22 protein-coding genes, 1 tRNA gene and 1 pseudogene are annotated in these 24,621 nt (G+C 67.1%); 12 read left to right on the forward strand and 12 right to left on the reverse strand.

What is annotated here, in order from left to right:
* Positions 1-222: 222 nt before the first annotated feature.
* On the reverse strand, positions 223-1,380 hold the full coding sequence (locus HF886_RS17130; protein ID WP_169652969.1) for a GIY-YIG nuclease family protein: 1,158 nt from the start codon (positions 1,378-1,380) through the stop codon (positions 223-225).
* A 291-nt stretch (positions 1,381-1,671) separates the two neighbouring features.
* On the opposite strand from HF886_RS17130, the gene HF886_RS17135 reads away from it, so the two are divergent.
* Entirely contained in the window at positions 1,672-2,283 is a 612-nt protein-coding gene (locus HF886_RS17135; RefSeq protein WP_169622529.1) for a putative glycolipid-binding domain-containing protein, read from the forward strand.
* Here HF886_RS17135 and HF886_RS17140 read toward each other — a convergent pair.
* Both HF886_RS17140 and HF886_RS17145 read right to left on the reverse strand, forming a co-directional pair.
* On the reverse strand, positions 2,280-3,626 hold the full coding sequence (locus HF886_RS17140; protein WP_169652970.1) for an amidase: 1,347 nt from the start codon (positions 3,624-3,626) through the stop codon (positions 2,280-2,282). The genes HF886_RS17135 and HF886_RS17140 overlap by 4 nt on opposite strands.
* Positions 3,614-4,558 (reverse strand): prephenate dehydrogenase, encoded by a 945-nt coding sequence (locus tag HF886_RS17145; RefSeq protein WP_169652971.1) that lies wholly within the window; start codon positions 4,556-4,558, stop codon positions 3,614-3,616. Before HF886_RS17145 ends, HF886_RS17140 begins: the two co-directional genes overlap by 13 nt.
* Positions 4,559-4,624: 66 nt before the next feature.
* On the opposite strand from HF886_RS17145, the gene HF886_RS17150 reads away from it, so the two are divergent.
* The 3 genes from HF886_RS17150 to HF886_RS17160 all read left to right on the forward strand — a co-directional run bounded on the left by HF886_RS17150 (position 4,625) and on the right by HF886_RS17160 (position 5,775).
* Positions 4,625-5,161, forward strand: coding sequence for a tRNA adenosine deaminase-associated protein (locus HF886_RS17150; protein WP_169622532.1), 537 nt, complete (start codon positions 4,625-4,627; stop codon positions 5,159-5,161).
* On the forward strand, positions 5,162-5,638 hold the full coding sequence (locus HF886_RS17155; protein ID WP_169652972.1) for a nucleoside deaminase: 477 nt from the start codon (positions 5,162-5,164) through the stop codon (positions 5,636-5,638). It begins immediately after the preceding gene.
* Positions 5,639-5,684: 46 nt separating this feature from the next.
* Positions 5,685-5,775 (forward strand) — tRNA-Ser (locus HF886_RS17160).
* Between the two features lie 36 nt (positions 5,776-5,811).
* Here HF886_RS17160 and HF886_RS17165 read toward each other — a convergent pair.
* The 5 genes and pseudogenes from HF886_RS17165 to HF886_RS17180 all read right to left on the reverse strand — a co-directional run bounded on the left by HF886_RS17165 (position 5,812) and on the right by HF886_RS17180 (position 10,380).
* Complete coding sequence (locus HF886_RS17165; RefSeq protein ID WP_169652973.1) at positions 5,812-6,582, reverse strand: amino acid racemase; 771 nt, start codon at positions 6,580-6,582, stop codon at positions 5,812-5,814.
* A gap of 227 nt (positions 6,583-6,809) precedes the next feature.
* Complete coding sequence (locus HF886_RS17170; RefSeq protein WP_169652974.1) at positions 6,810-7,637, reverse strand: galactosyltransferase-related protein; 828 nt, start codon at positions 7,635-7,637, stop codon at positions 6,810-6,812.
* Positions 7,634-8,371, reverse strand: a complete 738-nt coding sequence (locus tag HF886_RS21430) for a glycosyltransferase (protein WP_346765402.1) — start codon at positions 8,369-8,371, stop codon at positions 7,634-7,636. The genes HF886_RS17170 and HF886_RS21430 overlap by 4 nt, the downstream gene beginning before the upstream one ends.
* Positions 8,360-9,319: pseudogene (locus HF886_RS21155) on the reverse strand (glycosyltransferase); the annotation flags it as partial. The pseudogene HF886_RS21155 and the gene HF886_RS21430, both read right to left, overlap by 12 nt.
* Complete coding sequence (locus tag HF886_RS17180; protein WP_169652976.1) at positions 9,316-10,380, reverse strand: glycosyltransferase family 1 protein; 1,065 nt, start codon at positions 10,378-10,380, stop codon at positions 9,316-9,318. The pseudogene HF886_RS21155 and the gene HF886_RS17180, both read right to left, overlap by 4 nt.
* 176 nt (positions 10,381-10,556) lie before the next feature.
* On the opposite strand from HF886_RS17180, the gene HF886_RS17185 reads away from it, so the two are divergent.
* Both HF886_RS17185 and HF886_RS17190 read left to right on the forward strand, forming a co-directional pair.
* Positions 10,557-12,047 carry an amino acid permease gene (locus HF886_RS17185; protein WP_169652977.1) on the forward strand — a complete coding sequence of 497 codons (1,491 nt, stop codon included), beginning with the start codon at positions 10,557-10,559 and terminating at the stop codon, positions 12,045-12,047.
* Positions 12,048-12,123: 76 nt separating this feature from the next.
* Complete coding sequence (locus HF886_RS17190; RefSeq protein WP_169652978.1) at positions 12,124-12,810, forward strand: YceI family protein; 687 nt, start codon at positions 12,124-12,126, stop codon at positions 12,808-12,810.
* Here HF886_RS17190 and HF886_RS17195 read toward each other — a convergent pair.
* On the reverse strand, positions 12,791-13,735 hold the full coding sequence (locus tag HF886_RS17195) for a sterol desaturase family protein (protein ID WP_169652979.1): 945 nt from the start codon (positions 13,733-13,735) through the stop codon (positions 12,791-12,793). The genes HF886_RS17190 and HF886_RS17195 overlap by 20 nt on opposite strands.
* 148 nt (positions 13,736-13,883) lie before the next feature.
* Here HF886_RS17195 and HF886_RS17200 point away from each other — a divergent pair, with 148 nt between their 5' ends.
* The 5 genes from HF886_RS17200 (at position 13,884) to HF886_RS17220 (ending at position 21,186) form a co-directional block, all read left to right on the forward strand.
* The gene (locus HF886_RS17200; protein ID WP_169652980.1) at positions 13,884-14,348 is read left to right on the forward strand and encodes an Rrf2 family transcriptional regulator; all 465 of its coding nucleotides are present in this window, start codon (positions 13,884-13,886) and stop codon (positions 14,346-14,348) included.
* A 96-nt stretch (positions 14,349-14,444) separates the two neighbouring features.
* The gene (locus HF886_RS17205) at positions 14,445-15,038 is read left to right on the forward strand and encodes a TetR/AcrR family transcriptional regulator (protein ID WP_169622543.1); all 594 of its coding nucleotides are present in this window, start codon (positions 14,445-14,447) and stop codon (positions 15,036-15,038) included.
* 73 nt (positions 15,039-15,111) lie between these two features.
* Positions 15,112-17,454, forward strand: coding sequence for an MMPL family transporter (locus tag HF886_RS17210; RefSeq protein WP_169652981.1), 2,343 nt, complete (start codon positions 15,112-15,114; stop codon positions 17,452-17,454).
* 121 nt (positions 17,455-17,575) lie between these two features.
* Complete coding sequence (locus HF886_RS17215; RefSeq protein ID WP_169652982.1) at positions 17,576-19,303, forward strand: ABC transporter ATP-binding protein; 1,728 nt, start codon at positions 17,576-17,578, stop codon at positions 19,301-19,303.
* Complete coding sequence (locus HF886_RS17220; protein WP_169622546.1) at positions 19,300-21,186, forward strand: ABC transporter ATP-binding protein; 1,887 nt, start codon at positions 19,300-19,302, stop codon at positions 21,184-21,186. The genes HF886_RS17215 and HF886_RS17220 overlap by 4 nt, the downstream gene beginning before the upstream one ends.
* Before the next feature lie 18 nt (positions 21,187-21,204).
* Here the strand turns inward: HF886_RS17220 and HF886_RS17225 are convergent, their stop codons facing one another.
* On the reverse strand, positions 21,205-22,086 hold the full coding sequence (locus HF886_RS17225) for a LysR family transcriptional regulator ArgP (protein WP_169622547.1): 882 nt from the start codon (positions 22,084-22,086) through the stop codon (positions 21,205-21,207).
* A 72-nt stretch (positions 22,087-22,158) separates the two neighbouring features.
* Here HF886_RS17225 and HF886_RS17230 point away from each other — a divergent pair, with 72 nt between their 5' ends.
* Entirely contained in the window at positions 22,159-22,764 is a 606-nt protein-coding gene (locus HF886_RS17230) for a LysE/ArgO family amino acid transporter (RefSeq protein WP_169622548.1), read from the forward strand.
* A 16-nt stretch (positions 22,765-22,780) separates the two neighbouring features.
* Here HF886_RS17230 and HF886_RS17235 read toward each other — a convergent pair whose 3' ends face one another.
* A complete protein-coding gene (locus tag HF886_RS17235; protein ID WP_169652983.1) occupies positions 22,781-23,665 on the reverse strand; it encodes an aldo/keto reductase in 885 nt (294 codons plus the stop codon).
* Between the two features lie 20 nt (positions 23,666-23,685).
* Positions 23,686-24,603 (reverse strand): cation diffusion facilitator family transporter, encoded by a 918-nt coding sequence (locus HF886_RS17240; protein WP_240955195.1) that lies wholly within the window; start codon positions 24,601-24,603, stop codon positions 23,686-23,688.
* Between the last annotated feature and the right edge of the window lie 18 nt (positions 24,604-24,621).

Here is a 24,621-nt window from a genome sequence, read left to right on the forward strand (position 1 = left end):
GGAAGCTAAGCCCCATTGCGCCGATGGTACTGCACTCGACAGGGTGTGGGAGAGTAGGACACCGCCGAACACCCGTTTGCTGAAGGCCCCCAACTGTGTTGGGGGCCTTCAGTGTTTGGTATGCAGTTTTTTCTGTATGCAGTGTTTTGCAAGCCGGCTCAGCCGGAAGGTGTTGTCGAGGGGGCCACGAAATGTGGCCCCCTCGACTGCTTTCAGGCGGGATTACGCCTTGGGCTTCGGCCGGGCGACCGGGCGGGGCAAGGCGCGCGTGAGGCGCGGCGCCCATCCGTGCGACGGCCATCGCTTGAGCCCCAAGCGATCCGGACTGAGGCGTGTATCGACGAACTTGGGCTCGAGGTCCGGATCGGATTCACCGAAGAAGCGGTAGAGAACGGTGCCGCCGTTCTCCTCACTGCGCCCCGCGGCTTCCCACCGCGTCGCCCGGTATACCGCGCGAACGATGTTGTCGGCCACCACGATGATCGGCAAGCCGTCGATGCCGCGCGCTGCCGTACCGGCCGGCCACGGCCTCGATGCCAGGGCGCGAACCTGCGCCGCGTCGGCGTTCTTTGCCTCGTTGATGCGGAGGACGACGCACGGTGTCGGTAATTCCGGTGCGGGAGTCGCCGAATACTGGCGTACAAGTTCGGAGATCGGGATCGCGGTGCGGTCCGCCTCCGAAACATCCGTCGTACCCGCGAGATTGGTGAGAATGCACTCACCCCTGTGCGGCTCGATCAATCCGAGCGCAGCGATCACTGCCTGCGCGGTGACGTCCGCCGTGTGGTCGGCGTCGGACTTCGGGTTGAGCCGGTCGGCCACTACGTAGTGGTCCACGGAGTAACCCGAGTCGTAGATGGCCTTGATACGGCGGAGTGCCGCCTCGGTTTCCGGGGTCGCCGGTGGTGCTTTCTCCCCGGCTTCGGCGAGTTTGTGGGTTTCTCCGAGGGCTGACCAGACCAGAGTGAAGATCCGATTTCCACGTCCGGTTCCGATGTAGACGATGCTGCGATCGCGCGGATCGAGCAGGGCGTAGACATACGCACCGAGCTGGTCGATCACAGGCTGCGGCATCGGCTGGGGAGTCGGGGTGCGGTCGTCTACCTGAGCGACGATCGCGCGCAGCACGGTGAGGCGGAGCGACACGGGCACCCTGCCGGCGGAACCGCCGAACAGTTCGCGGTTGGCCGCATCAACGGTGCCGAAGGTGCGCCCGGCGTGCTTGCTGAGCGCGCCGAGAGCCAGAGTGAACTCTTCGAGCCTCTGGCGGGGATCGTCTGCGGTGTCGGGCAGCTCATTGCTGGTCAGAAACATCTGGATCTCGGGAGATTCCAGCAAAGTTTGGGCAATGTTCAGAGGAACTGTCCACACGGTACGCATGGTGCGACTCTAGGCCAATACCGATGGCCGAGTGCCCCTCCGCGCACAGTCCACAACAGTCGATGCTGCCGGTCCACGCGCCACCGACGACGCCGAGGCCACGTTCGATTCCCCAGGACCCCTAGCGGCGTCCGGATTGCCCGAACTTGTCGTACGCGGGAAAAGGGGCGCGCCGTCGGCGCGAGGATTTGCGCCGGTCGAGGAGATTCGCGCGGGCGCGGGAACCCTCTGAGGTGCCCAATAACGGCACCGCTGCCTCCCCGCCGACGGTCGTCGCTTAACGTATAGCTCGTGAGCATCCCAGCCTCTGATGCCGCGGGTTCTGCGGCGAGTACAGCGTCGGCATGGCCCGCGCTTCTCACCTGGCGAGCGCTGGACGCGCCCCGTATGGAATCTGTGCGCGTGCAGCTCAACGGCCGCCGGATCAAAGCGTCCGGTCGCATCGTGGGTGGCGCGTGCGACGACCATCCCGCATTCAGCGCGTCCTACGACCTGGTGACCGACGAAAACGGCGTCACGCGCCGGCTGTCCGTGCGGACCACCGTCGCGGCGGGTGAGCGACACATGTCGATCAGCCGTTCCGAAGAGGGCATCTGGATGGTCGACAACGGCACCCAGCACCAACGTTCCACGTTCGGTGGGGCGCTGGACGTCGATGTCATCCTCAGCCCGTTCTTCAATGCGCTGCCGATCCGGCGATACGGACTGCAGTCGGGCTCCGCGGACCTCGAGGTCCCGGTGGTGTACGTGAACCTCGTCGACCTGGGCGTGCAGGAAGCTGCCGTGATGTACAGCAGCGCGTCCGACGGCATCCATGTGCTGTCGCCCGTGTCGACCTCGTCGGTGACCGTCGACGCGGACGGATTCGTCGTGGAGTACCGCGGGCTGGCCGAGCGGATCTAGCCGTCGGCTGTTTCCACCGCGAGGGCGACCGCAAGCGCCGTGGACTCGGCGGGGTGGCTCCCGTGTCCGCCGGTTCCCGCGGTGAGTCCGACCACCTGCAAGCCGATCGGTCTCGTGCCGCCGCCCGGTGCGGGTACCGACAACGCGGGTACGCCGAGGACGCTGAAGGGAATGCAGTGCTCGAGCAGCGGCCTCCGCAGAGCCAGCGGATCGCTGTTCTGGGGTGCCGAACGGATGCCGGTCGTCGCGGTGACCAGCGCGTCGAGTCCTTCCGCTTTCCGCAGGCGATCCAGGACGTCGCGGCGCAGGCGTGAGACCGTCCGTACCGCGCGCACGTACTCGTAGGCGGGCCGGTCCCGCTGGGCTGCCAGTAGCGACGCCGTGGCGGGCTGGTAGCGCTCAGGGGTCGACTCGAACCACTCGCGGTGGGTGTCGTAGGCCTCCGAGCCGGTGACGACGGGATACACCTCGAGAAGCTCCTCGGTTTCCGGGAGCGTCACCTCGACCACCTCCGCACCGAGGTCGGTTAGTGTGCGGCACGCGGCGTCGACTGCTGCCTCGAAGTCCGGGTCGGGGAAGTCCCAGATGCTGCCGCGGAGACGACCGATGCGGAGCCCGGACACCGGGGTCCGCAGGTGCGCGATGCCCGGGATCGCACCCCACGCGAGCGCGACGTCCAGCGTGTCCGCGGCGAGCAGACCCACGTGATCGAACGTCGTCGACAACGGGAATGCCCCGTCGACGGGTAGTGCTCCGTGACCCGGCTTGAAACCGGCGATTCCGCACAAGGCGGCCGGGGTGCGCACACTGCATCCGGTGTCGGTGCCGAGGGCGACGGGGACGATCCCGCGCGCCACCAGAACCGCCGACCCCGACGACGAGCCGCCACTGATGAGCCCGGGTTCGTGCGGATGCGCAGCGGGCCCGGAAGCATTGACGAGACCCGTCGGACCGTAGGCGAATTCGTGAAGGTGGGTCTTCGCGACGATGATCGCGCCCGCCTCCCGCAACTTACGAATGATGCGGGCATCGGTCGTCGCGGGCGGCGCATCGTCGAGCACGGCGCTGCCGCAGCGGGTGGGCATGCCGGCGACGTCGATGTTGTCCTTGACCGCAACTGCGACGCCGTGCAGCGGGCCTATCCAGTTCCCGGCCGCAATCTCCGAGTCGGCGCGTGCCGCAGACTCGAGGGCGGCCGCGTCGTCGCGGGCCGCGACGATGTTGTGCCACGGCGTGCCGTCGAGCGCGTCGAGGTCGGCCAGTACCTGTCGTACGTGTTCGGTCGGCGTCAGCTTGCCGGTCGTGAGCGCGGAGGCGACGTCGCGCAAGGTCATCGGGTCCATACCTCTCCGCGACGCCCGGCCTCGCGGAGCACGGTCAGCCAGTCACCCTCCCCGGGGACGACGCCGGTGACAGAGACGCGCTTCTGCTGGTCGTACCGGGCGCGGGCGTCGAATCCGGCCCGGGTGAGGTCGGTGGTGCTGCCGTCGGCAAGCTGTTCCCGCGCGGCCGACAGCACCTCGAGGGTCTCGTCGAGTGCCACGAGCAACGCTGAGGCGTTGGCCTCGCACATCGCGTCGACGAGTGCCGGAGCGGTCGCTGCCACGCGGGTCCCGTCGCGGAACGAGCCCGCAGCCAATCCGAGGGCCAGATCGCCACCGGCGGCCCCCGCCAGCGCGAGGGCTTCGGCCAGCACATGCGGCAGGTGCGAGATCCGGGCGACCGCCGCATCGTGTTCGGCGGACTCGGCCGGCACGACGACCGAGCCACAGTCGAGCGCGAGGTCCGCGACGGCCTGCCACACCTCGGGGTCGGTGCCGTCGTCGACCGTCACCACCCACACGGCGTCACGGAACAGCTCGACGGTGCTCGCGGCCCAGCCCGACTCGGCGGTGCCGGCCATCGGGTGACCGCCGACGAAACGCCTGGACAAGCCGTGTGCGGCGACGGCGGCCGCCACTTCCGACTTGACGCTGACGACATCGGTGAGCGCGACATCCGGTGCGTGTTCGGCGATCGCCTCGAGGATGCTCCCGACCGCCGGCATCGGGACCGCGATCACCACGATCGCGTTCGCATCGGCGGCGCGTTGGAGCGTCGCAGTCAAGTCCGTGCTCGCGTCGAAACCCAGATCGCGGGCCGAGTGCACGACTTCCGGCGAGCGGTTGTACCCCCATGCTTGGCGGCCGGTCGCTGCCGCTGCGCGGAGAAGCGATCCACCGATCAGGCCGAGGCCGAGGACACATACGGGCGGGGCGAACGTAGCGGTAGGCACCGCTCCAGGTTGGCATATTCGGGCGCGGGCTTCATTCGCGGGACGAGGCAGACTACCGTTGCGCGCATGGCTGCACAACGCGTAGGGAACAAGAGCCCTTCGGTGAGTTCGATCGAGGACCTCGACGGTTTTGCCGTCGCCGTGACGCGTGAAGACGGACTCTGGAAGTGCCGCGCACTCTCGGATGCGGCATTGACGAGCCTCGAGACGGCCGTGACGGAGTTGCGGGAGCTCCGCAGCTCCGGCGCCGTGTTCGGCTTGCTGAACGTCGATGACGAGTTCTTCGTCATCATCCGGCCCGCACCGTCCGGAACGCGGATCCTGCTGTCCGACGCCACGATGGCGATCGACTACGACATTGCGGCCGATATTCTCGACGCACTCAATGTCGACATCCCGGACATCGATCCGGACGAGCTGGACGACGTGGAGCCGTGGGAAGAAGGTGACCTGGGGATTCTCAAGGACATGGGTCTACCGGAACCCGTGCTGTCCGTGATCCTCTCCGAGACGGATCTCTATCCCGACGAACAACTCGAGGAGGTCGCACAGCGCCTCGGGTTCGACGATGTGTGGGCCGCTGCGCTGGACAAACTGCGTTAGATGGGGCTGCGCGACGACGAGAAACTGATTCGGGTCGCGCTGGACGCTGCGACCGCTGCGCCTGCCGGGGACGTTCCGGTGGGCGCGGTCGTGTTCGCGGCCGACGGCACCGAGCTGGCCCGGGCCGCGAACTCGCGTGAGGCCACAGGGGACCCCACCGCGCACGCGGAGATCCTGGCGCTGCGGGCGGCGGCGCGCGTGCACGGAGACGGCTGGCGTCTCGAGGGCGCAACCCTCGCGGTCACCCTCGAGCCCTGCACGATGTGCGCCGGTGCAGCTGTCCTGGCGCGCGTCGAGCGGATCGTCTTCGGCGCATGGGAGCCGAAGACCGGCGCTGCCGGATCGTTGTGGGATGTCGTGCGGGATCGCCGGCTCACTCATCGCCCTCAGGTGCGCGGCGGTGTGCTCGAGAACGAGTGTGCGACGGTTCTGGAGGAGTTCTTCCACGGTCGGCGCGACCCTCGTCCGGGGCTTTGACCTGCCGATTTCAGTGCAGGCGCACCATCCGGTAGAGTCTTTTAGCGGTGGCGTGTCCGAGCGGCCTAAGGAGCACGCCTCGAAAGCGTGTGACGGGTAACCCCCGTCCGAGGGTTCAAATCCCTCCGCCACCGCCATAAAGTCCCTCACCTGCATGCAGGTGAGGGACTTTTTTATTGCGGGGCTGCCGACGTTTCGACCGCGGCGGTGCGAAACCCGGATCCGCGCCAGGTCGGCATCTCCCGAAGGCCCGCCGCGACTTCCAGCGCCGCGCGCCCGCCGAGCCGGGTGGAATCCAGAATCGGAAGCGGCGAGAGGTCAGGAGGCACGAGGAGTGGGATCTCGGTGCAGACCAATGCCACCGCATCACACCCGAAGTCCGCGAGTCGTCCGATCAGGTCGATGAAGGAATCCCTCGTCTCGTCCCGGAAGGTTCCGTGTACCAGTTCGTCGAAGATTGCCGAGTGGACCATGGCCTGATCGTCGTCGGCGGGGCTGACGGCTTGGATGCCTCGCGCTGCCAATTCGCGGGGGTAGAGAGGACCCTGCATCGTGTAACGGGTTCCGAGAATTCCCACGCGTGTGTACTCGGCCCGTTCGGCGGCCGCTGCGACGGTGTCGACCAGGTGAAGGCCCGGAAGTGCGAGGTCGGCTCCTGGAGCCTCGAGCGCGAGGTGCGCGGTGTTGTCGGGACATATGAAGAAGTCGCATCCTGCCCGTGCGAGGCGGTCGACGCTGGTGGCGAGCACCGCGCGCACCGACTCGTAGTCCGACGCCTCCCACGCCGGCATGCAGTGCTCGAACGAGATGCAGTCCATGGTGAGATCGGGGTGCGCCGGCAGGCCCTGCGCGGTGCTGTAGCCGCATATCTCCCGCCAGCAGAGAGACGCGCCCTCCCAGCTGTGGGCCAGGATTCCGATGTGTTTCGGATGAGTGCCTTCCATGAGTTCCACCTTGCCGGAATTGCATCCGGGCGGTCAGGGGCGTCCGAAAAAAAGCCGACGCCGCAGTGGGGGAGCCGCCACTCCTGAATCCCACATGCGGCGTCGATACCACACCCGAAAGGAACCGCGGTGATGCTAACCCGGCAACAGTCACATCGGGCAACTGGCTCCCGTTGACGGCTCGCGGTATCGGTGGGGAAGCTCTGAGAAGGGCGAACAGTGCGGCGCTACTTGCTCGTGGGGACCCACCGCGTCGTCTCGTCGTCGAACCGGATCAACCCGCGCCCGGCGAAGGCGTCGAGCCAGCCACGCATCGGCCACCATCCCCATCGGTCGTGAAAGACGGTGGCGTTGGCCAGGATGTCGTGCAGTCGCTCGACCGGCGGATCCGACACCGGGTGATGCTGATGAAAAGCGTGGGCTCCGCCGACCCAGCGAAGCCCGACGCCGCGCTGCGCCGCGACCTGCCCGAAGTCGGTGTCCTCCCCGCCGTATCCCGAATAGTCGGTACAGAATCCGCCCACGCGGTGCCAGGTCGCCGCGGTGACAGCGAACGAGAGTGACCAGAAGAGCGTGTAGTCCTCACCGGTGACGACGTCACCGGCGCGCGGGTGGGGACGGGCGGGATGCGGATCGATCAGCGCGTCCAGTGCATCCAGGTCGTACCCGCCGACCGGAGGCGGTGGCAGGTAGGTCACCGGACCGCACAGCAACGCCACCTGGTGACGCGGATCGTTGCCGACCTCCTCGTAGCGGCTCACCAGATTCGTGGCCGGGATGCAGTCGACGTCCAGGAACACCAGTAACTCGGCGCCGAGTTCGAGTGCCCGCCGGGCGCCGAGGTTACGGGCTTCGGCCAGAGGCAGACGGCCTTCCGTCGGCTCCATCCACTGCACGTCCGCACCGGCGGCCCGGGTCAGCGAGAAGACCTCGCGATCGCCCATGGACACGACAACGTGCTGGTCGGGACGCCGGGAACCGCGTGCGAGCGCCGTCATCTGCCTGCGCAGGTGAGTGGTTCGGTGCGCTGCGATGGTCACCACGCCGACTTTCACGTCGGTGCCTCCTCCTCGGCGATCCGGTCGACGATTGCGGCGGCGCGCGCCGCGGCTCCGGAGGTCTGCCAGCGTGCCCACTGCGCGGGGTCCTCACCGCGGGCCCGCTCGATCAACTCCGGCCACCGGTCGGGGTCCGGCCACTCCGGCAACCCCACCGACAATCCGGCGCTGTGGAGGGCGGCCGTCGTGGCGTGCTGCTCGTCGTAGGGACGCCGCTCGGCGACGAGCACCGCGGGGCGCCGAGCCGCTGCGATGTCGGCGACGGTGTTCTGTCCGGCGTGGCCGATCACCACGTCGGCCCGGCACAGCGAGGGCCACGGATCGTCGGCCCAGACGCCCCCGGGAACTCCCAGGCCTTCCCACCGGTACCGGGTGTGGCGACTCTTCCAGGACCGAAAATCACCGGACGACAAGGCCGAACCACCACTCCCGCCCATCACCAGCACGGTGGGACGGTCATCGGAATCGTCCGCATCGGGGGGAGTGCGGCGCCCGTCGAATCGGCTGATGCCACCCACATACGACGTCTTGTGCGCGTACGGGTGCAGCCACTCGGGGTCGTACACCTCCTGCGGCCACGCGGCGATCAGGTGGTCTGCCGAGCGGTAACCGAGAGTGTGCGGTGCGTCGGTGCGGGTTCCGGGCATGGCCATGACCACGACCGGGATGCCGAACAATCGCGCCAGCAACGTCACCTCCACCGACACATCCACCACCATTACCCGGGCCATCGCGTCGGTGTCGCCCGCGGGGACCAGCACCCCCGACCCGGAGTCGACGATCTCGGGAATCCCGCCGCGGGCGAACGCCACCACGGGGGTGCCGCAGGCAAGGGCTTCGGCGACGACCAGGCCGTACGGTTCGTCCCAGCACGGCGTGATCAGGACGGCAGCGCTGTGGCCCACCCGGGCAGCCAGTTCCGTGCGCGGCAGATGTCCGAGGTATTCGACTTCGCCGCCGAGTCGGGGGGCGATGCGGTCGTCGAAATACTTCCGGTCGGAGATCGGTCCGGCAAGGGCGAGCCTGCGGCCGCTTCGGCGCGCGACCTCGATCGCGAGATGCGCGCCTTTTTCCGGCACGAGGCGTCCGAACCACATCAGGTCGGTCCCGCCGGGACCGACCGGCCAGCCCGAGAGGTCCACCCCGTTGGGGATGACGGTCGCGGGAGCCTCGAGCGCGTGCCGCCACGCGTGCGCCGTATGCCGGCTGACCGCGACGAAGGTCGCCGGGACCTGTGCCGTCGCGGCCAGGGCCGACTCGAGCCAGGGGGTCGGCGGAGTGTGCAGCGTGCAGACCATCGGGATGCGCAGTGCCGGTGCCATCGCCACCGGCAGGTAATGCAGGCTGTGGTTGTGGACGACGTCGAAGGAGTCGGCCAGCGGACCCGCCAGGTTCAGCATCAACGACAGGTACGCGTGGTGGTCCTCGAGGAAGCCCTTCGGTGCCATGGACGGGTCGTGGCGCGCGGTCGCGCTGGGGGAGAAGGACCGGACCTCCAGATGTGAGGCACCGAGGGACTCGTCGGAACCGGACGCCGCGAACAGTGTGACGTGGTGACCGGCTTCTCCGAGGGCACGCGCCAGATGCCAGACGTGGGACTCGAGGCCACCGGCGAACGGCTGGCGGATGGGATACCGGTTCGACGCGACGAGCGCGATGCGCAGCGGTCGGGCGGTCATGCCGAGGCCCGCTCGTAGATATCGCGGTGGGCCGCGGCGAGACGTCGGCGTTGCTCGAGTCGTCGCGGCCACTGTGCCCGCGGAATGTGGTGCCGCCGTTCGTACAGCGACCGGATGGAGCGGTCGAGGGAGGCCGGGTCGAACCGGTCCTCGTCCAGGGTGAACACGTCGCAGGACTGTTGCTGACGATAGAAACCGCAGCTCGGAGCAACCACCGCGGTTCCGAGATCGTGGCAGGCCTCCAGCCAGCCCGAATGGGTCCCGAATCGGTACGGGAGCACCGACACCGTCAACTCCGAGAGGTATTGCCACAGTTCGTCGTCGTCGAAATACGGGTGCACCCGGACGTCCACCGCGGGATTCTCCCCGAGCGCCAGCAGCGCGGCTCCCATGTCCGGGGCGTACCAATGGTTGGACGGAACGAAGATCTCGTCGTGCAGATCGATCTGCAGCCGGGCCTCGGGCAGGTCGGCGACCGTTCGAGCCAGCGCGGTCACGACCGGCAGCACATCCATATTGGCTCGCAGGCTCTTCGCATGGACACCGACGACGAACGGGTCCGGCGGGCGGTGCGGCGCGTCGAACCAGTCCCGCTCGAGCACGTGCGGGTGCGGCAGGACCGTCGAGGTCCGTCCCCAGCCGGCCCGGATTCTCGCGGCAGCGCCGGGGGTGAGGGTGATCAGTTCCCGGGCCGCCGGTATCAGCACGTCGAGGTTCTTCAGATGCGCGCCCGGGGTGGGGTGGTGAGGGTTTCTCAGGTCGTGCACGGTGTAGACGAGGGGGATCCGGTGGGTGTCGAGGGCGCCGACGACCTCCTCGAGCACTTCGGGTTCCACCGCGTCGAACCCGAAGTGGATGTGGAAGATGTCGAATTCATCGTGGTGATCGTCGATCCATCCGGGCTCGAGCATCATCGGTGGCCACCATCCACCGGGGACCTTTCGTCCGTCGGCGGGTACCGGGTCGGGCAGCCGGATCACTCCGTCGTCGCCGTCGGGTGACGACAGATGCCGCACGTAGACGTGCGATGCGGGGACCGACGCGACACGCAGTGTTCTCATACGCACCTTCCTCGGGCACGGAGTCGTCGGCCGAACCCGGCCGACCCTCGGTAATCGCCGGGGTATACCCGGTTTCGAGCGGATGACACCGATGTCCGAGCCGAGCGCGTCATCGTTCCGGAATCGTCCATGGCGGCCGCTCGTACCGAGTAGGTTCCTGCTCGGAAGGGGCGACGATGACTCGAGCCGGCAGCAAGCGCGATCGGGGTCTGTTCCGAGTGAAGTCGGTGGAGCAATCCATCCGCGATACCGACGACCCGGATTCGAAGCTGCGCAAGGATCTCACCGCGTGGGACCTGATCGTGTTCGGTGTCGCGGTCGTCATCGGCGCCGGCATCTTCACCCTCACCGCTCGCACGGCCGGGAATGTCGCGGGACCGTCGGTGTCGCTGGCGTTCGTCCTCGCCGCCATTGCCTGTGCTCTCGCCGCGTTGTGTTACGCGGAGTTCGCGTCCACCGTGCCTGTCGCGGGTAGCGCATACACCTATTCGTTCGCGACATTCGGCGAGTTCGTCGCCTGGATCATCGGCTGGGATCTCATCCTGGAGTTCGCGCTTGCCGCGGCGGTGGTCGGCAAGGGCTGGTCGCTGTATCTCGGCGAGGTGATGGGAGGGCTGTCGTCGAGCGTGATGGTCGGACCGGTCAAGGTGGACTGGGGAGCGGTTCTGATCGTCGTGGTGATCGGCGTCGTCATCGCGTCCGGAACCAAGCTGTCCTCCCGGGTGTCGCTGGTGATCACCTCGATCAAGGTCGGGGTGGTCATCTTCGTCGTCGCGCTCGGGGCGTTCTACATCAAGGCGGAGAACTACACGCCCTACATCCCGCCGGCCGAGGCCGCGGAGACCGACAACGGACTGCACCAGTCGCTGTTCTCTTTCGTCACCGGAGCGGGAGGCAGCACGTTCGGCTGGTACGGCCTGCTCGCCGCGGCGAGTCTCGTCTTCTTCGCATTCATCGGCTTCGATGTCGTCGCGACGACTGCCGAGGAGACGCGGACTCCGCAGAAAGCCGTGCCGATCGGGATCCTCGGTTCGCTCGCGATCGTCACCGTGCTCTATGTCGCTGTGAGTCTCGTCCTGACGGGCATGGTGAACTACCAGGAACTCGAGGGCGACGAGTCGACCCTGGCCACCGCCTTCGCGATCAACGGCATGGATTGGGCGAAGAACCTGATTTCCATCGGTGCCCTCGCAGGCCTCACCACCGTGGTGATGGTGCTGATGCTGGGTCAGACGCGTGTGCTGTTCGCGATGGCACGCGATGGCCTCATGCCTCGTCGACTCGCCCACACGGGCACGCGGGGAACACCGGTGCGGACGACGGTCGTCGTCACCGTGGTGGTGGCTGTGCTCGCCGGCCTGGTTCCGCTGGGCACCCTCGAAGAGATGGTGAACATCGGCACGCTCTTCGCGTTCGTCCTGGTATCGATCGGAGTGCTCGTGCTGCGCCGTACCCGGGGCGATCTCGAACGCGGGTTCCGGGTGCCGTTGGTGCCGTACGTGCCGATACTCGCGGTGCTGGCCTGCCTGTGGCTCATGGTGAACCTCTCGGTGGAGACGTGGATCCGCTTCGTCGTGTGGATGGCGATCGGGGTCGTCATCTACTTCGTGTACAGCCGACGTCATTCGGTGCTGGCAGGCACTGCTGACCCCGATCCGCCGGTATAGATCCGGGGAGCACAGCGTTCGACCTCTTCTCGCGTTCGACCCCGCACGGCGTTGAAGCCTCAACTACTGTCGGGGCATGCGCAAGCTCGGATGGTCCCTCGCTGCCATTGTCGTGATCGCGATCGTCGGGTTCTTCGTCGCGCCGTGGGTCTACGGCAACTTCATCGCCGAGGACGACGCGCCGGCAGCGTCGGTTTCCGAATCCGGTGCCGAAGCCGCCTCCGGTGAGCTGAACGGTTCCTGGACGGTGACTGCGGGGACCGACCCGAACCGCACCGCCGCGGGCTACACCGTCGAGGAGATCCTGCGCGGAGCCGATGTCACCGTGGTGGGCAGTACCGACCAGGTGACCGGCACCGCCACCATCGAGAACGACACGCTCACTGCCGCCGAGGTGACGGTCCGGGTGGACTCGGTCACCACCGACAGTTCCCAGCGCGACGGGCAGTTTCGCGATCGGGTGATGAACACCGGGACCTATCCGACGGCGACGTTCGTCCTGACCGAACCGGTGGACCTGACGGCGCTCCCGACGGATGGAACGGCGACGACCTTGCCTGCGACCGGGACGCTGACGTTGCGGGGGCAGGAGCGACCGGCCACGCTGGAGGTGCAGGTGCTCCGCACCGGTGACGTGATCGTGGCGTCTGGAAGCATCCCGACGGTCTGGGCGGATTACGGTGTGGAACCGCCGAATCTCGGGTTCGTGACCGTCGACAGCACCGGAAGCATCGACTTCCTGATCACGCTCGAGCGGACCTGACGGTCTCCGAATCCTCCCGGCCGTGTGCGGGAGTCCACCCGGGCGGTCCGAACACGTAACCCATCTTGTCCCGCAGGGCCGTTGCCGAACGCCAGTCGCGGGCGATCGCTTTGTATTCGTGGGTCTGCAGTTCCCAGATCTTGTAGGTGCCCACGGGTTTCGTCAGGCCGTACGTCGGCCGGTGTGTCTCCGGCTGGAACGTGCCGAACATCCGGTCCCAGATGATGAACATGCCGGCGTAGTTGCGGTCGAGGTACTCGGGGTCGCAGCCGTGGTGGACCCGGTGATGCGAGGGGGTGTTGAAGACGAACTCGACGGGCCGGGGCAGGGTGCCGACTCGCTCGGTGTGCACGAAGAACTGGTAGACCAGGTTCACGGAGAAGCCGACGAATACCATCCACGGCGGGATTCCCAGCAGCGGAAGGGGCAGCCACATGATGATCTCGCCGCTGTTGTTCCACTTCTGGCGCAGAGCCGTCGCGAAGTTGAAGTACTCGCTCGAATGATGAGCTTGATGGGTCGCCCACACGACGCGGACCCGGTGCGCGGTGCGGTGGTACCAGTAGAACAGCAGGTCCACCCCGACCAGCAGGATCACCCAGGTGTACCAGGCGTCGGCGGGCAGGTGCCACGGCGCTAGGTAGACCCAGATCGCGGAGTATCCGACGAGCGCGAGCACCTTCCAGAGTGCGCTGGTGACGATCGACACCAGTCCCATCGAGAGGCTTGCGCGTGCGTCGCGTGCTTCGTAGCCGCCTTTCGGCGGCTGCGTCCGGCCGTCGGGCCCGGGTTCGACGTGTTCGAGCGTGCGAGCCGCGACCCATTCCAGAACCAGGAACAACACGAAAGCCGGGATCGCGAGCGCGACCGGATCGTGCAGGGGCTCGAGCAACGACCCCCAGGAGTCGAAGAGGGTCTCCCGCATGGCACCACTTTCGGTAGGTGTGAACAACGGTTCAATCTACTCGTGATGTGGTGTGTGTCACCAGTAGCCTGGGAATCGTGAACGGCCGTTTCCGCAGTTTGCTGGTAGGAATTGGGGGTTCCGTCGGCAGCGTAGTGAGAGGCGTGGAATGCACATCACCGCGAGGGTCGACTATGCCGTCCGTACCCTCCTCGAGCTCGCGGCCAAGGGCGACGGCCGCCCGGTGAAGGCCGAAACCCTCGCGACCGCGCAGTCGATCCCGCACAAGTTCCTGGAGGCGGTGCTCGCCGATCTGCGGAGGGGCGGTCTGGTGTGCAGCAGGCGCGGCCCCGAAGGGGGTTATTGGCTCGCTCGTCCTCCGGGGGCGATCTCGATAGCCGATGTCATTCGGACGGTCGAGGGTCCTCTCGCGTCGGTCCGGGGTGAGCGGCCCGAGGATGTCGTCTACACCGGCGCGGCCGAGAAGTTGCGCGACGTCTGGATCGCGGTGCGGGTGAATCTGCGCGCGGTCCTCGAAGAGGTGTCGCTCGAGGATGTCGTCGCCGATGACCTGCCCGCGTTCGTCGAGGAACTCACTCGCGATCAGGGTGCCTGGGAGCGCCGCCGAGTGTGATCTGCGTTACTGCGAGCGCCCCGATGTGGGTAATCGCATAATCTTGCACACTTCTGCAAACTTACCGAGCTCTGCAATTTCTGTACGGTCGATGGAGTGAGTCTTCCCTCCTCAGGTCTGCGCGACCGCAAGAAAGCGGCGACGCGGGCGGCGCTCGCCGAAGCGGCCGCCGAACTCGCCCGCGAGCACGGTGTGCACGCGGTCACCGCCGATGCGATCGCCGCACGCGCAGGCGTCTCGACGCGCACGTTCCACAACTACTTCGCCAGCAAGGAAGAAGCGGTCTTCGTTCATCTCGAGCGTGTGATCGAGGAATGGATCGAGATGTTGCGGCAGCGCCCGGCCGACGAACACATCCTCGATTCCCTCCGGGAATGCGCCGTCGGTCTCGTCACCGACCCGAAGTGGTCGTTCGACGAGATCGGTGCGTGTGTTTCGGTCGTGGAGGAATCTTCGGCACTGCTCGTCCGGGGCATCGAGGTCGAGCGACGGTCGACGCGGATGCTCATCGACGTCATCGCAGAACGCACGGGCACCGATCCGGGCGTGGAACTGTTCCCCAACCTGATCCACCACGTGGCTCTCGGCGCGATCAAGGCAGCGATCGAGATGCATCTCGCGGGAGTCGGCCGGTCGCCCGAAGACCTCATCCGCGACGCCTTCGGCCGGTTGCGTCTCGGTTTCCCGTAACGCGCGAGTACGCCCCACAGCGGTCGACTCGACCCCTCCCTCCGCAAGAAATGTCCGAACGAAAGGGTGCCTCGTGGCGACCTACCTATATCGGATCGGCAAGTTCGCCTACCGGCGAAAAGGCACGGTTCTCTCCTTCTGGCTGGCGATCCTCGTCCTGTTCGGTGTCGGTGCCGCGACGCTGTCGGGTCCGACCACCGATTCCTTCTCTCTGCCCGGTACCCCCGCGCAGAAGACACAGGACCTGATGGCCGAACGCTTCCCGTCGGCCGAAGATCCGATGAACCAGCTCAGCGCCCGGTATGTGTTCGCCGCCCCCGACGGACAAACGCTCGACGAGCCCGCCAACATGCAGGCCATCGACGACGTGCTCGCCGCAGTGCGCGACATCGACCGTGTGGCGCCGCCGGCCAAGGTGGATCCGGCGACCGCGACGCCCGAGGAGCAGGCCGGTGTACTGGCCAACCCGGTACTCGCCGACGCCGGCCTCGTCGAACAGATGAAGGCTGCCGGTGCGGAACAGGGACTGCCCGAGGACGCCGCTCTCGCGAACGCCGCCGCACTGTCGCCGTTGAGCTCCGACCGCACGGTCGGCTTCGTCACCGTCCCCTTCACGGGCGAGATGAGCGACGTCGACGACACCATGCGTGACCAGATCGCGGCCGCAGCGGACATCGGCCGCGACGCCGGCTTGACCGTGGAGGTCAGCGGGACCGCTGCCAGCGCGGTCGAACTCCCGGGAGGTACCGCGGAACTCGTCGGCATCGGCATTGCCGCGATCGTGCTCGCCTTGACGTTCGGGTCCCTGGTCGCGGCCGGTCTGCCGCTCATCACCGCCCTGGTCGGCATCGGCATCGGCAGCATGGGCATCACCATCGCGACCGGCTTCACCGACCTCAGCTCGATGACGCCGACCCTCGCGATCATGATCGGTCTCGCGGTCGCGATCGACTACTCGTTGTTCATCGTCTCGCGCTTCCGGCACGAACTCACCGTCACCAGCGACCGTGCCGAAGCGGCAGGTCGCGCGGTGGGCACCGCCGGTTCGGCGGTCGTGTTCGCGGGTCTGACAGTCATCATCGCGCTCGCAGCCCTGCAAGTCGTGGGTATCCCGTTCCTCTCCGCGATGGGATACGCGGCCGCCTTCACCGTCTTCATGGCCGTGCTCATCGCCATCACCCTGCTCCCCGCCGTCCTCTCGCTCTTCGGTGAGAAGGCCTTCGCGGGACGCATCCCCGGCCTGAAGGCCGGTGCGGGTGACGACGACAAGCCCGGTGCCGCTCCGAAGTTTGCCGCCGCGCTCGTGCGCCGCCCGCTCGTTCCGCTCGTCGCGGGTGTGGTGCTGCTCGGCGTGCTCGCCCTTCCCGCGACCGGCCTGCGACTCGCCCTGCCGAGCGAAGCCACCGGCGACCCCGCAACCAGCGCACGCCAGGCCTACGACCTGATCGACGAGGGCTTCGGCCCGGGACGCAACGGCCCGCTCGTCGTCGTCGCGGACGCCCGTGAAGCCGAGGTGGACGCACCCGCGGCGTTCGGTGCGGTCGTCGCGTCGCTGTCCGAACACGACGAGGTCGTCAACGCGCAGATCGTGTCGGTCAACGAGGCCGGTGACACCGCGCAGATCCTCGTCACGCCGCGCAGCGGCCCGAGCGACGAAGCGACCATGGATCTCGTCTCGTCCATCCGTGACGACGAGTCCCGGCTGCAGGACGAGTTCGGAGTCTCGTACGGCATCACCGGGCAGACGGCGCTGGAAGGCGACGTGTCCGAGAGCCTCCAGACCGCTCTGGTTCCGTACCTCGCCGTGGTGGTCGGACTCGCATTCATCCTGCTCATGCTGGTCTTCCGCTCCATCCTTGTGCCGCTCACCGCGACGCTCGGCTTCCTGCTGAGTGTGCTCGCGACGTTCGGTGCCACCGTGGCGGTGTTCCAGGAAGGCTGGGGCGGGCTCATCTCCAACCCGCAACCCATCGTGAGCTTCATGCCGATCTTCCTGATCGGTGTCGTCTTCGGCTTGGCGATGGACTACCAGGTGTTCCTGGTGACGCGCATGCGCGAGGAGTTCGTGCACGGCGCGTCGGCGAAGGATGCTGTGGTGTCCGGCTTCGGCCACGGCGCCCGCGTCGTCAGTGCGGCGGCGGTCATCATGATCTCGGTGTTCGCGGCCTTCATCGCAGAACCGAACTCGCTGATCAAGTCGATGGGCTTCGCGCTCGCCGTCGCCGTGTTCTTCGACGCCTTCATCGTGCGCATGGTCATCATCCCGGCGGTGATGGCGCTGCTCGGCGACAAGGCGTGGTGGCTGCCGAAGTGGCTCGACAAGATCCTCCCGAACGTCGACGTGGAGGGCGAGAAGCTCACTCGCGAACTCGCCGCCGGCGAGGCGGAGACGGAGACAGAAACGGCCCGGGTGTGACGACCCGGTCGGCGGTCACCGGTATTCGTGCCGGTGGCCGCTCGGCCGGTTCCGCGGTGACCGGTCCCGGGCAGGGCTCCGCAATCCGGGATCGTCGCGCCACGCAGGTAGCGTGTTGCCCATGCTGATACAGCTGTTGCGGCGGTTTCTCGCGCCATACAAGGGCGCGCTTGCCGCAGTGGTGCTGCTCCAGCTTGTCGCGACGGGCGGGATGCTGCTCCTGCCGAGCCTCAACGCCGACATCATCGACGAGGGCGTGGCGGCCGGGGACGTCGACTTCATCATGCGTACCGGCCTGGTGATGCTGGCCATCAGCGCCGTCGAGATCAGCGCCGCGATCGGCGCGGTGTACTTCGCCGCGCGGGCCGCCATGTCGTTCGGCCGGGACGTCCGGCTGGCGATCGTGCGGCGTGTCGGCGAGTTCTCGGCGCGGGAGTTCGGCACCTTCGGCGCGGCGTCGCTGATCACCCGCAACACCAACGACGTGCAGCAGGTCCAGATGCTCGTCCTCATGACCTGCACCATCGTCGTGACTTCTCCGATCATGGCCGTCGGCGGCATCATCATGGCGTTGCGCGAAGACCCCGGAACATCGCTGGTTCTCGTCGTAGCGGTACCGGCACTCGTCTTCACCATGGTGGCGCTGATCCTGCTCATGCTGCCCGGTTTCCGGGTGATGCAGAAACGCATCGACGGGGTGAACAGGGTCCTTCGCGAACAGATCACCGGTATCCGGGTGGTGCGGGCCTTCGTTCGCGACGACACCGAACGCGCCCGCTTCGAGCGGGCCAACGACGACCTCACCGCGACTGCGCTGCGCGTCGGACGGGTCAACTCCCTGCTGTATCCGGCGGTCCTGCTGATCGCGAACGCCAGCACCGTCGCCGTGCTGTGGGTCGGTGGCCAGCGCATCGACGCCGGTGAGATGCAGATCGGTTCGATCACCGCGATGATCACCTATGTCGCACAGATCCTCATGGCGGTGCTCATGGCTTCGTTCATCGCCATCATGGCGCCGCGCGCCACGGTGTGCGCGGAACGCCTGCTCGAGGTGCTCGACACCGAACCCACGGTCGCATCGCCGCCCGAACCGGTCCGGCAACTCCCCGCCCGCGTCTCCGTGGAGTTCCGCGCGGCGGGATTCTCCTATCCCGGCGCCGACGCACCGGTGCTCCGCGGCATCTCGTTCCGCGCCGAGCCCGGCACCACCACCGCCGTCATCGGCGGTACCGGGTCCGGAAAGAGCACGTTGATGCGCCTGCTACCGCGGTTGATCGATGCAACCGAAGGTCAGGTGCTCGTCGCCGGCACCGACATCCGCACGCTCGATACCGAGGTGCTGCGCTCCCGGATCGCCGTCGTGCCGCAGAAGGCGTATCTGTTCTCGGGCACCATCGCCGACAACCTGCGCTACGGACGGTCCGACGCCACCGACGACGAGTTGTGGCGCGCCCTGGAGATAGCGCAAGCCGCGGACTTCGTCCGGGCCACGTCGGACGGGCTGAACACCGAGATCTCGCAGGGCGGCACGACCGTCTCGGGTGGGCAGCGACAGCGCCTCGCGATCGCCCGCGCACTGGTTCGCCGTCCGTCCATCTACCTGTTCGACGACGCGTTCTCGGCGCTGGACCCGGCCACGGACAGCCGGTTGCGTGCGGCCCTCGAGCCGGAAACCCGCGATGCGTGCGTGCTGATCGTCGCCCAGCGCGTGTCGACGGTGCAGGACGCCGACCGCATCGTGGTGCTCGACAACGGCACGATGGTCGACGTGGGTACGCACCTCGGTCTCCTCGGTCGCTGCCCCACGTACGTCGAGATCGTCGAGTCCCAGAGGATGGCGTCGGTATGACCACCCCGGAGGAGAGCGCGCCGTCGCGCATTCGCACCGTCGCCCGTGTCCTCGGGATGCTGCACCCGCACCGATACGCCGTCTACTCGGTGTTCCTCGCCGCAGTGCTCGGTGTCGTGAGCGTGTCGATCGCCCCGTTCGTTCTCGGTCGCGGCACCGACGTGATCTTCAACGGTGTGATCGGAAAGCAACTCCCCGCCGGCGTGTCCAAGGAAGAGGCGGTCGCGGGGCTGCGGGCGGAGGGGCGAGACCAGTTCGCCGACATGGTGTCCGGCATGAACGTCGTGCCGGGTGTCGGGATCGATTTCGGGAATCTCGGCCGGATCCTCGTGATCGTGCTCGCGCTGTACCTGTTGTCGTCGGGCCTGATCTGGATGGCTGCGTACGGTCTCAACGAGATCGTGCAGCGCGTCGTGCGCGACATGCGGTCGCGGGTGGAACGCAAGATCCACCGGCTGCCCCTGAGATACTTCGACACCCATTCGCGCGGCGACATGCTCAGTCGCGTCACCAACGACATCGACAACGTGTCGGCGGGCATGCAGGAATCCATTTCGCAGCTGGTGCTGGCGGTGCTCACGCTCATCGGGCTCGTCGTGATGATGCTGTTCATCTCGCCGGTGCTCGCCGTCGTGGCCATCCTCACCGTCCCGGCGTCGGTGCTCGCGACGGTGATCGTCGCGCGCCGATCCCGCAAGCATTTCGCGTCGCAGTGGGAGGCGACGGGCACACTCAACGGGCAGATCGAGGAAGCGTTCACCGGCCACGAGCTCATCACGGCGTACGGCCGCACCGCGGAGGTCCAGAAGCGTTTCACCGAGACCAACGAATCGCTCTATCAGGCGTCGTACCGAGCGCAATTCGTCTCGGGCCTGGTGATGCCGCTCGTGACGTTCCTCGGGAACGTGGGCTATGTCGTGATCGCCGTCCTCGGCGGGTTGCGTGTCGCCTCGGGTACCGCCACCCTCGGCGAGATCCAGGCGTTGATCCAGTACTCACGACAACTGGTCCAGCCTCTCGCCCAGATCGGCGCGATGGTCAATCTGCTGCAGTCGGCGTCGGCATCGGCCGAGCGGGTATTCGCGGTGCTCGACGAACCGGAGGAGGAGCCGGAACCCCCGGCACCCACGATGCCGTGGAGCCGTCACGGTCTCGTCGAGTTCGAACACGTCTCCTTCTCGTACGTGCCGGATCGACCGCTCATCGAGGATCTGTCGCTGCGCGTCGAGCCCGGTCAGATGATCGCGATCGTCGGCCCCACGGGTGCCGGCAAGACCACGCTCATCAATCTCATTCTCCGTTTCTACGAAGTGAACTCGGGCCGCATCCTCGTCGACGGGGTGGACATCACCCGGATGTCGCGGGAGGAATTGCGTTCGCGTATCGGAATCGTCCTCCAGGACACCTGGCTCTTCGGCGGCACGATCCGCGAGAACATCGCGTACGGCAATCCGCACGCCACCGAGAACCAGATCATGTCGGCCGCGCGGATGAGTTACGTGGATCGCTTCGTGCGTGCGCTGCCCGACGGCTACGACACGGTGCTCGACGAGGAGAACGGCAGCCTCAGCGCCGGTGAGCGCCAGCTCGTCACGATCGCTCGCGCGTTCGTCGCGAAGCCGTCGATCCTCATTCTCGACGAGGCGACCAGTTCCGTGGACACCCGCACCGAACTGCTCGTCCAGCAGGCGACCGCCCGGTTGCGCGACGAACGGACGAGTTTCGTCATCGCACACCGGCTTTCGACGATCCGGGATGCCGACCGGATCGTGGTGATGGAGGACGGACGTATCGTCGAGCAGGGCACGCACCACGGGTTGCTCGAGGCGGGCGGTGCGTACGCGCGCCTCTACGACGCCCAGTTCAAGGTGCTGGTCGACTGAGATCTCGCCCGAATCCCGCTACCGCAGGACTTCCCGGGCGGTGCGTCGTACAGCCTCGGTGAGCGAGTCGAGAACCGGCGATTCCAGTTTCCATCGCTGCCAGTACAGCGGCACATCGAACGGCCGGCCGGGGTCGAGGCGGACCATGCCCGTCGTGTCGGTGAGCATGGGTTCGGGCAGCATGCCCCAGCCCAGGCCGAGGCGGACCGCGTCGACGAACTCGAGGGCGCCCGGGACATAGTTGCGGGGCGGTTCGAGTCGCGCGCGTGTCACCCTGCGCAATGCGCGGTCCTGCATGTCGTCCTTGCGGTCGAAGCTGAGCATCGGTGCGACACGCAGGGCGGCAGGGGTGGTCCCGTCGGGAAACCAGTGTTCGGCGAAGTCGATGCTCGCCATGGCGTAATACCGCATGGCACCGAGCTTTTCGGAAGTGCAGCCCTGGACCGGTTCGGGTACCGAGGTCACCGCAGCCATCGCGGTGCCGTCCCGCAGCAGTTCGGTGGAATGGAACTCGTCCTCGCGGTGCAACTCGAACAGCGCGCGGTGCCGTTCCGGCATGCGGGCGAGTGCGCGCAACATCCAGGTCGACATGGAGTCGGCGTTGACGACGAGGGACATCGTGACGTGATTGTCGTCACCGGGTGCGAGCCCGAGTGCATCCTCGGTGTCTTCCTCGAGGCGTGAGACCTGCCGGGCCAGTCGCATGATCGCCTCGCCGGCGGTGGTGGCCGTCACGGGGCGGGTGCGCCGCAACAACACCTGGCCCACATGGTGTTCGAGCGCTTTGATCCGCTGGCTCACCGCGGACGGCGTGATGCGCAGGACCGCGGCCGCACCGTCGAACGTGCCTTCGTCGAGTACGGCGGCGAATGTGCGCAGTTGTGCGAAGTCGACGTCCATATGAAGCAACTCTAATGGTACTGAAGAAAAATCACCTGTTCTTCATAGTCTCGGATTCCTACGGTGGACGGCATGCATCTCGTCGTCGCCGGATTCGGCATGGGCATGTCCCTCATCGTTGCGATCGGCGCGCAGAACGCCTTCGTGTTGCGAATGGCCATCGCGCGCCGGCACGTGCTGCCCGTCATCGCCGTCTGTGCGATCTCCGACGCGATACTCATCACCGCCGGCATCGCCGGTATCTCCACCCTGCTGGACCATGCGCCCGGAGCAGTGGACGTGATCCGCTGGGCCGGAGCGGCGTTCCTGATCGTCTACGGACTGCTTGCCGCGCGGCGTGCCCTGCGTCCGGCGGCGCTCGCGGCCGCGCCCGGTGGCGCCGTCACCATCGGGGCGGCCCTGGCCACGTGTCTCGCCCTGACCTGGCTCAATCCCCACACCTATCTCGACACGGTCCTCATGCTCGGATCGGTGGCGAACCACTACGGCAACCCGGGCAGGTGGTGGTTCGGTGTCGGCGCGATCGTCGCGAGCGCGGTCTGGTTCGGCGCGCTCGGTTACGGCGCCCGGCACCTCCAGCGATGGTTCGCGAAACCGAACTCGTGGCGTTTTCTCGACGGTGGCGTCGCGGTGCTCATGCTCGGCCTCGGCGCAGGGCTCGTGACGGCAGGAACGTAGCGACCGGCCACCGGACTCAGGGTTCGGGAATGTCGAGTCCGAAGTTTTCGCGGGTGATGGCTTCGGGTTCGGGTCCGCCCCGCACTCCGGTGTCGAGGTCGTCGATCGCCGCGAGTTCATCCGCGGTGAGATCGAAGTCGAAGACATGGAAGTTCTCGGCGATCCGCGACGGGGTCACCGATTTCGGGATGACCTGGCGCCCCTGCTGCAGATGCCACCGCAACATCACCTGAGCCGGGGTCTTGTCGTGTGCCCGAGCGATACCGCCGATGACGGGGTCGTCCAGGGTGGATCCGTGAGATCCGTTCCGATAGAAGGTGATTCCTCCGATCGGTGACCACGCCTGCGAGACTGTGCCGTTCTCGGCATCGGCTTCGAGCACGGCGGACTGGCGGAAGTAGGGATGCACTTCGATCTGGTTGACCGCCGGGACGATCGAGGTCGCATCCATGAGCCGGTCGAGATGGTCCGGCATGAAGTTGCTGACTCCGATGGCACGCACCTTGCCGTCCGTGAGCAGTGTCTCGAGCGCCCTGTAGGCGGCGAGGGTGAGGTCGAACTCGCCGGGCAGCGCCTGGTGCAGGATGAGCAGGTCGATCTGCTCGACACCCAGTTTCGCGGCGCTCTTGTCGAACGAATGCAAGGTCGCGTCGTATCCGTAATCGGTGATCCAGACCTTGGTCTCGAGGAAGACATCGGACCGGTCGACCGAGGACCGGGCGACGGCCTGACCCACTTCGCGCTCGTTCAGATACGCGGCGGCGGTATCGATGTGCCGGTAGCCGATGTCCAATGCGGTGGTCACCGCCGCGACGGTCTGCTCGGGTGGGGTCTGGAAGACACCGAAGCCCAGCGCGGGGATGGTGACTCCGTTGTTCAAGGTGATCAGCGGTGTGCCCATCACTCCACGCTAGGCGCCCGTCACCGCCTCCGGGGTTCGTCTGCCGAAACCGCCACAGCCGGCCGGATCGGTTCGAGGTGCGTGAAGACCGTTGTTCCGGGCAGAGCATCACGGAGATCGGCTTCGAGCCGGTCGAGCAGATCGTGGCCCGCCCGGACCGTCCAGTCACCCGGTACCCGCACGGTCAGGTACACGAAGCGCTGCCGTCCGGACTGCCGGGTGCGCGGCGGAAGGATCACGACGGAACCGCCTTGCCGGTACCGCTCGAGGACCGCATCGACCGCGGCGACATCCTCCGGGGGGAGCACGACGTCGAGCATGCCGATGACGGACTGCTTCACCAGCCCGTACCCGATGCGCAGGATGTTGACTGCCACGAGGATTGCCACGACGGGATCGAGCACGTCCCATCCGGTGAGTACGACGAGTCCGACACCGGCGAGCACACCTACCGAGGTCCACACATCGGTCAGCAGGTGATTGCCGTCGGCGACGAGCGTGATCGAGCGGTGCCGCCGGCCCGCCCGGATGAGGGCGAGACCCACGGCAAGGTTGACGACGGACGCGGCGGTGGACAACGCGAGACCGATACCGGGCTGCTCCACCGGTTGCGGATGCACCAGGCGGTCCACCGACGACCACAGGATCGCGGTGGCCGCGACGAAGATCATGGTTCCCTCGACGGCCGCCGACAGGTACTCGGCTTTGCCGTGGCCGAACTGGTGGTTGTAGTCGGCAGGCTTGGCAGCGACCCGCAGTGCGATCAAGCCGACCACCGCCGCGACGAGGTTGACCCCGGACTCGAGTGCGTCGGACAGCAGGCCCACCGATCCGGTGAGCCACGCCGCGAGCACTTTCATCGCGATGGTGACCAACGCGGCGGCGACCGACAGCAGCATGAACCGCATCAGCAGGCGGTTCTCGTCCGCGTGGGTCATGAGGGCGGTGTTCGACCG

The sequence above is a fragment of the Rhodococcus sp. 105337 genome, assembly GCF_012844225.1.
Classification (GTDB): Bacteria; Actinomycetota; Actinomycetes; order Mycobacteriales; family Mycobacteriaceae; genus Rhodococcus.

Coding starts and splice junctions, on each gene's coding strand:
- HF886_RS17150 (WP_169622532.1), top strand. CDS start 4,625: ATGGCTGCACAACGCGTAGGGAACAAGAGCCCTTCGGTGAGTTCGATC.
- HF886_RS17130 (WP_169652969.1), bottom strand. CDS start 1,380: ATGCGTACCGTGTGGACAGTTCCTCTGAACATTGCCCAAACTTTGCTG.
- HF886_RS17220 (WP_169622546.1), top strand. CDS start 19,300: ATGACCACCCCGGAGGAGAGCGCGCCGTCGCGCATTCGCACCGTCGCC.
- HF886_RS17190 (WP_169652978.1), top strand. CDS start 12,124: ATGCGCAAGCTCGGATGGTCCCTCGCTGCCATTGTCGTGATCGCGATC.
- HF886_RS17230 (WP_169622548.1), top strand. CDS start 22,159: ATGCATCTCGTCGTCGCCGGATTCGGCATGGGCATGTCCCTCATCGTT.
- HF886_RS17155 (WP_169652972.1), top strand. CDS start 5,162: ATGGGGCTGCGCGACGACGAGAAACTGATTCGGGTCGCGCTGGACGCT.
- HF886_RS17200 (WP_169652980.1), top strand. CDS start 13,884: ATGCACATCACCGCGAGGGTCGACTATGCCGTCCGTACCCTCCTCGAG.
- HF886_RS21430 (WP_346765402.1), bottom strand. CDS start 8,371: ATGGCCCGGGTAATGGTGGTGGATGTGTCGGTGGAGGTGACGTTGCTG.
- HF886_RS17185 (WP_169652977.1), top strand. CDS start 10,557: ATGACTCGAGCCGGCAGCAAGCGCGATCGGGGTCTGTTCCGAGTGAAG.
- HF886_RS17215 (WP_169652982.1), top strand. CDS start 17,576: ATGCTGATACAGCTGTTGCGGCGGTTTCTCGCGCCATACAAGGGCGCG.
- HF886_RS17225 (WP_169622547.1), bottom strand. CDS start 22,086: ATGGACGTCGACTTCGCACAACTGCGCACATTCGCCGCCGTACTCGAC.
- HF886_RS17240 (WP_240955195.1), bottom strand. CDS start 24,603: ATGACCCACGCGGACGAGAACCGCCTGCTGATGCGGTTCATGCTGCTG.
- HF886_RS17140 (WP_169652970.1), bottom strand. CDS start 3,626: ATGGACCCGATGACCTTGCGCGACGTCGCCTCCGCGCTCACGACCGGC.
- HF886_RS17195 (WP_169652979.1), bottom strand. CDS start 13,735: ATGCGGGAGACCCTCTTCGACTCCTGGGGGTCGTTGCTCGAGCCCCTG.
- HF886_RS17235 (WP_169652983.1), bottom strand. CDS start 23,665: ATGGGCACACCGCTGATCACCTTGAACAACGGAGTCACCATCCCCGCG.
- HF886_RS17165 (WP_169652973.1), bottom strand. CDS start 6,582: ATGGAAGGCACTCATCCGAAACACATCGGAATCCTGGCCCACAGCTGG.
- HF886_RS17180 (WP_169652976.1), bottom strand. CDS start 10,380: ATGAGAACACTGCGTGTCGCGTCGGTCCCCGCATCGCACGTCTACGTG.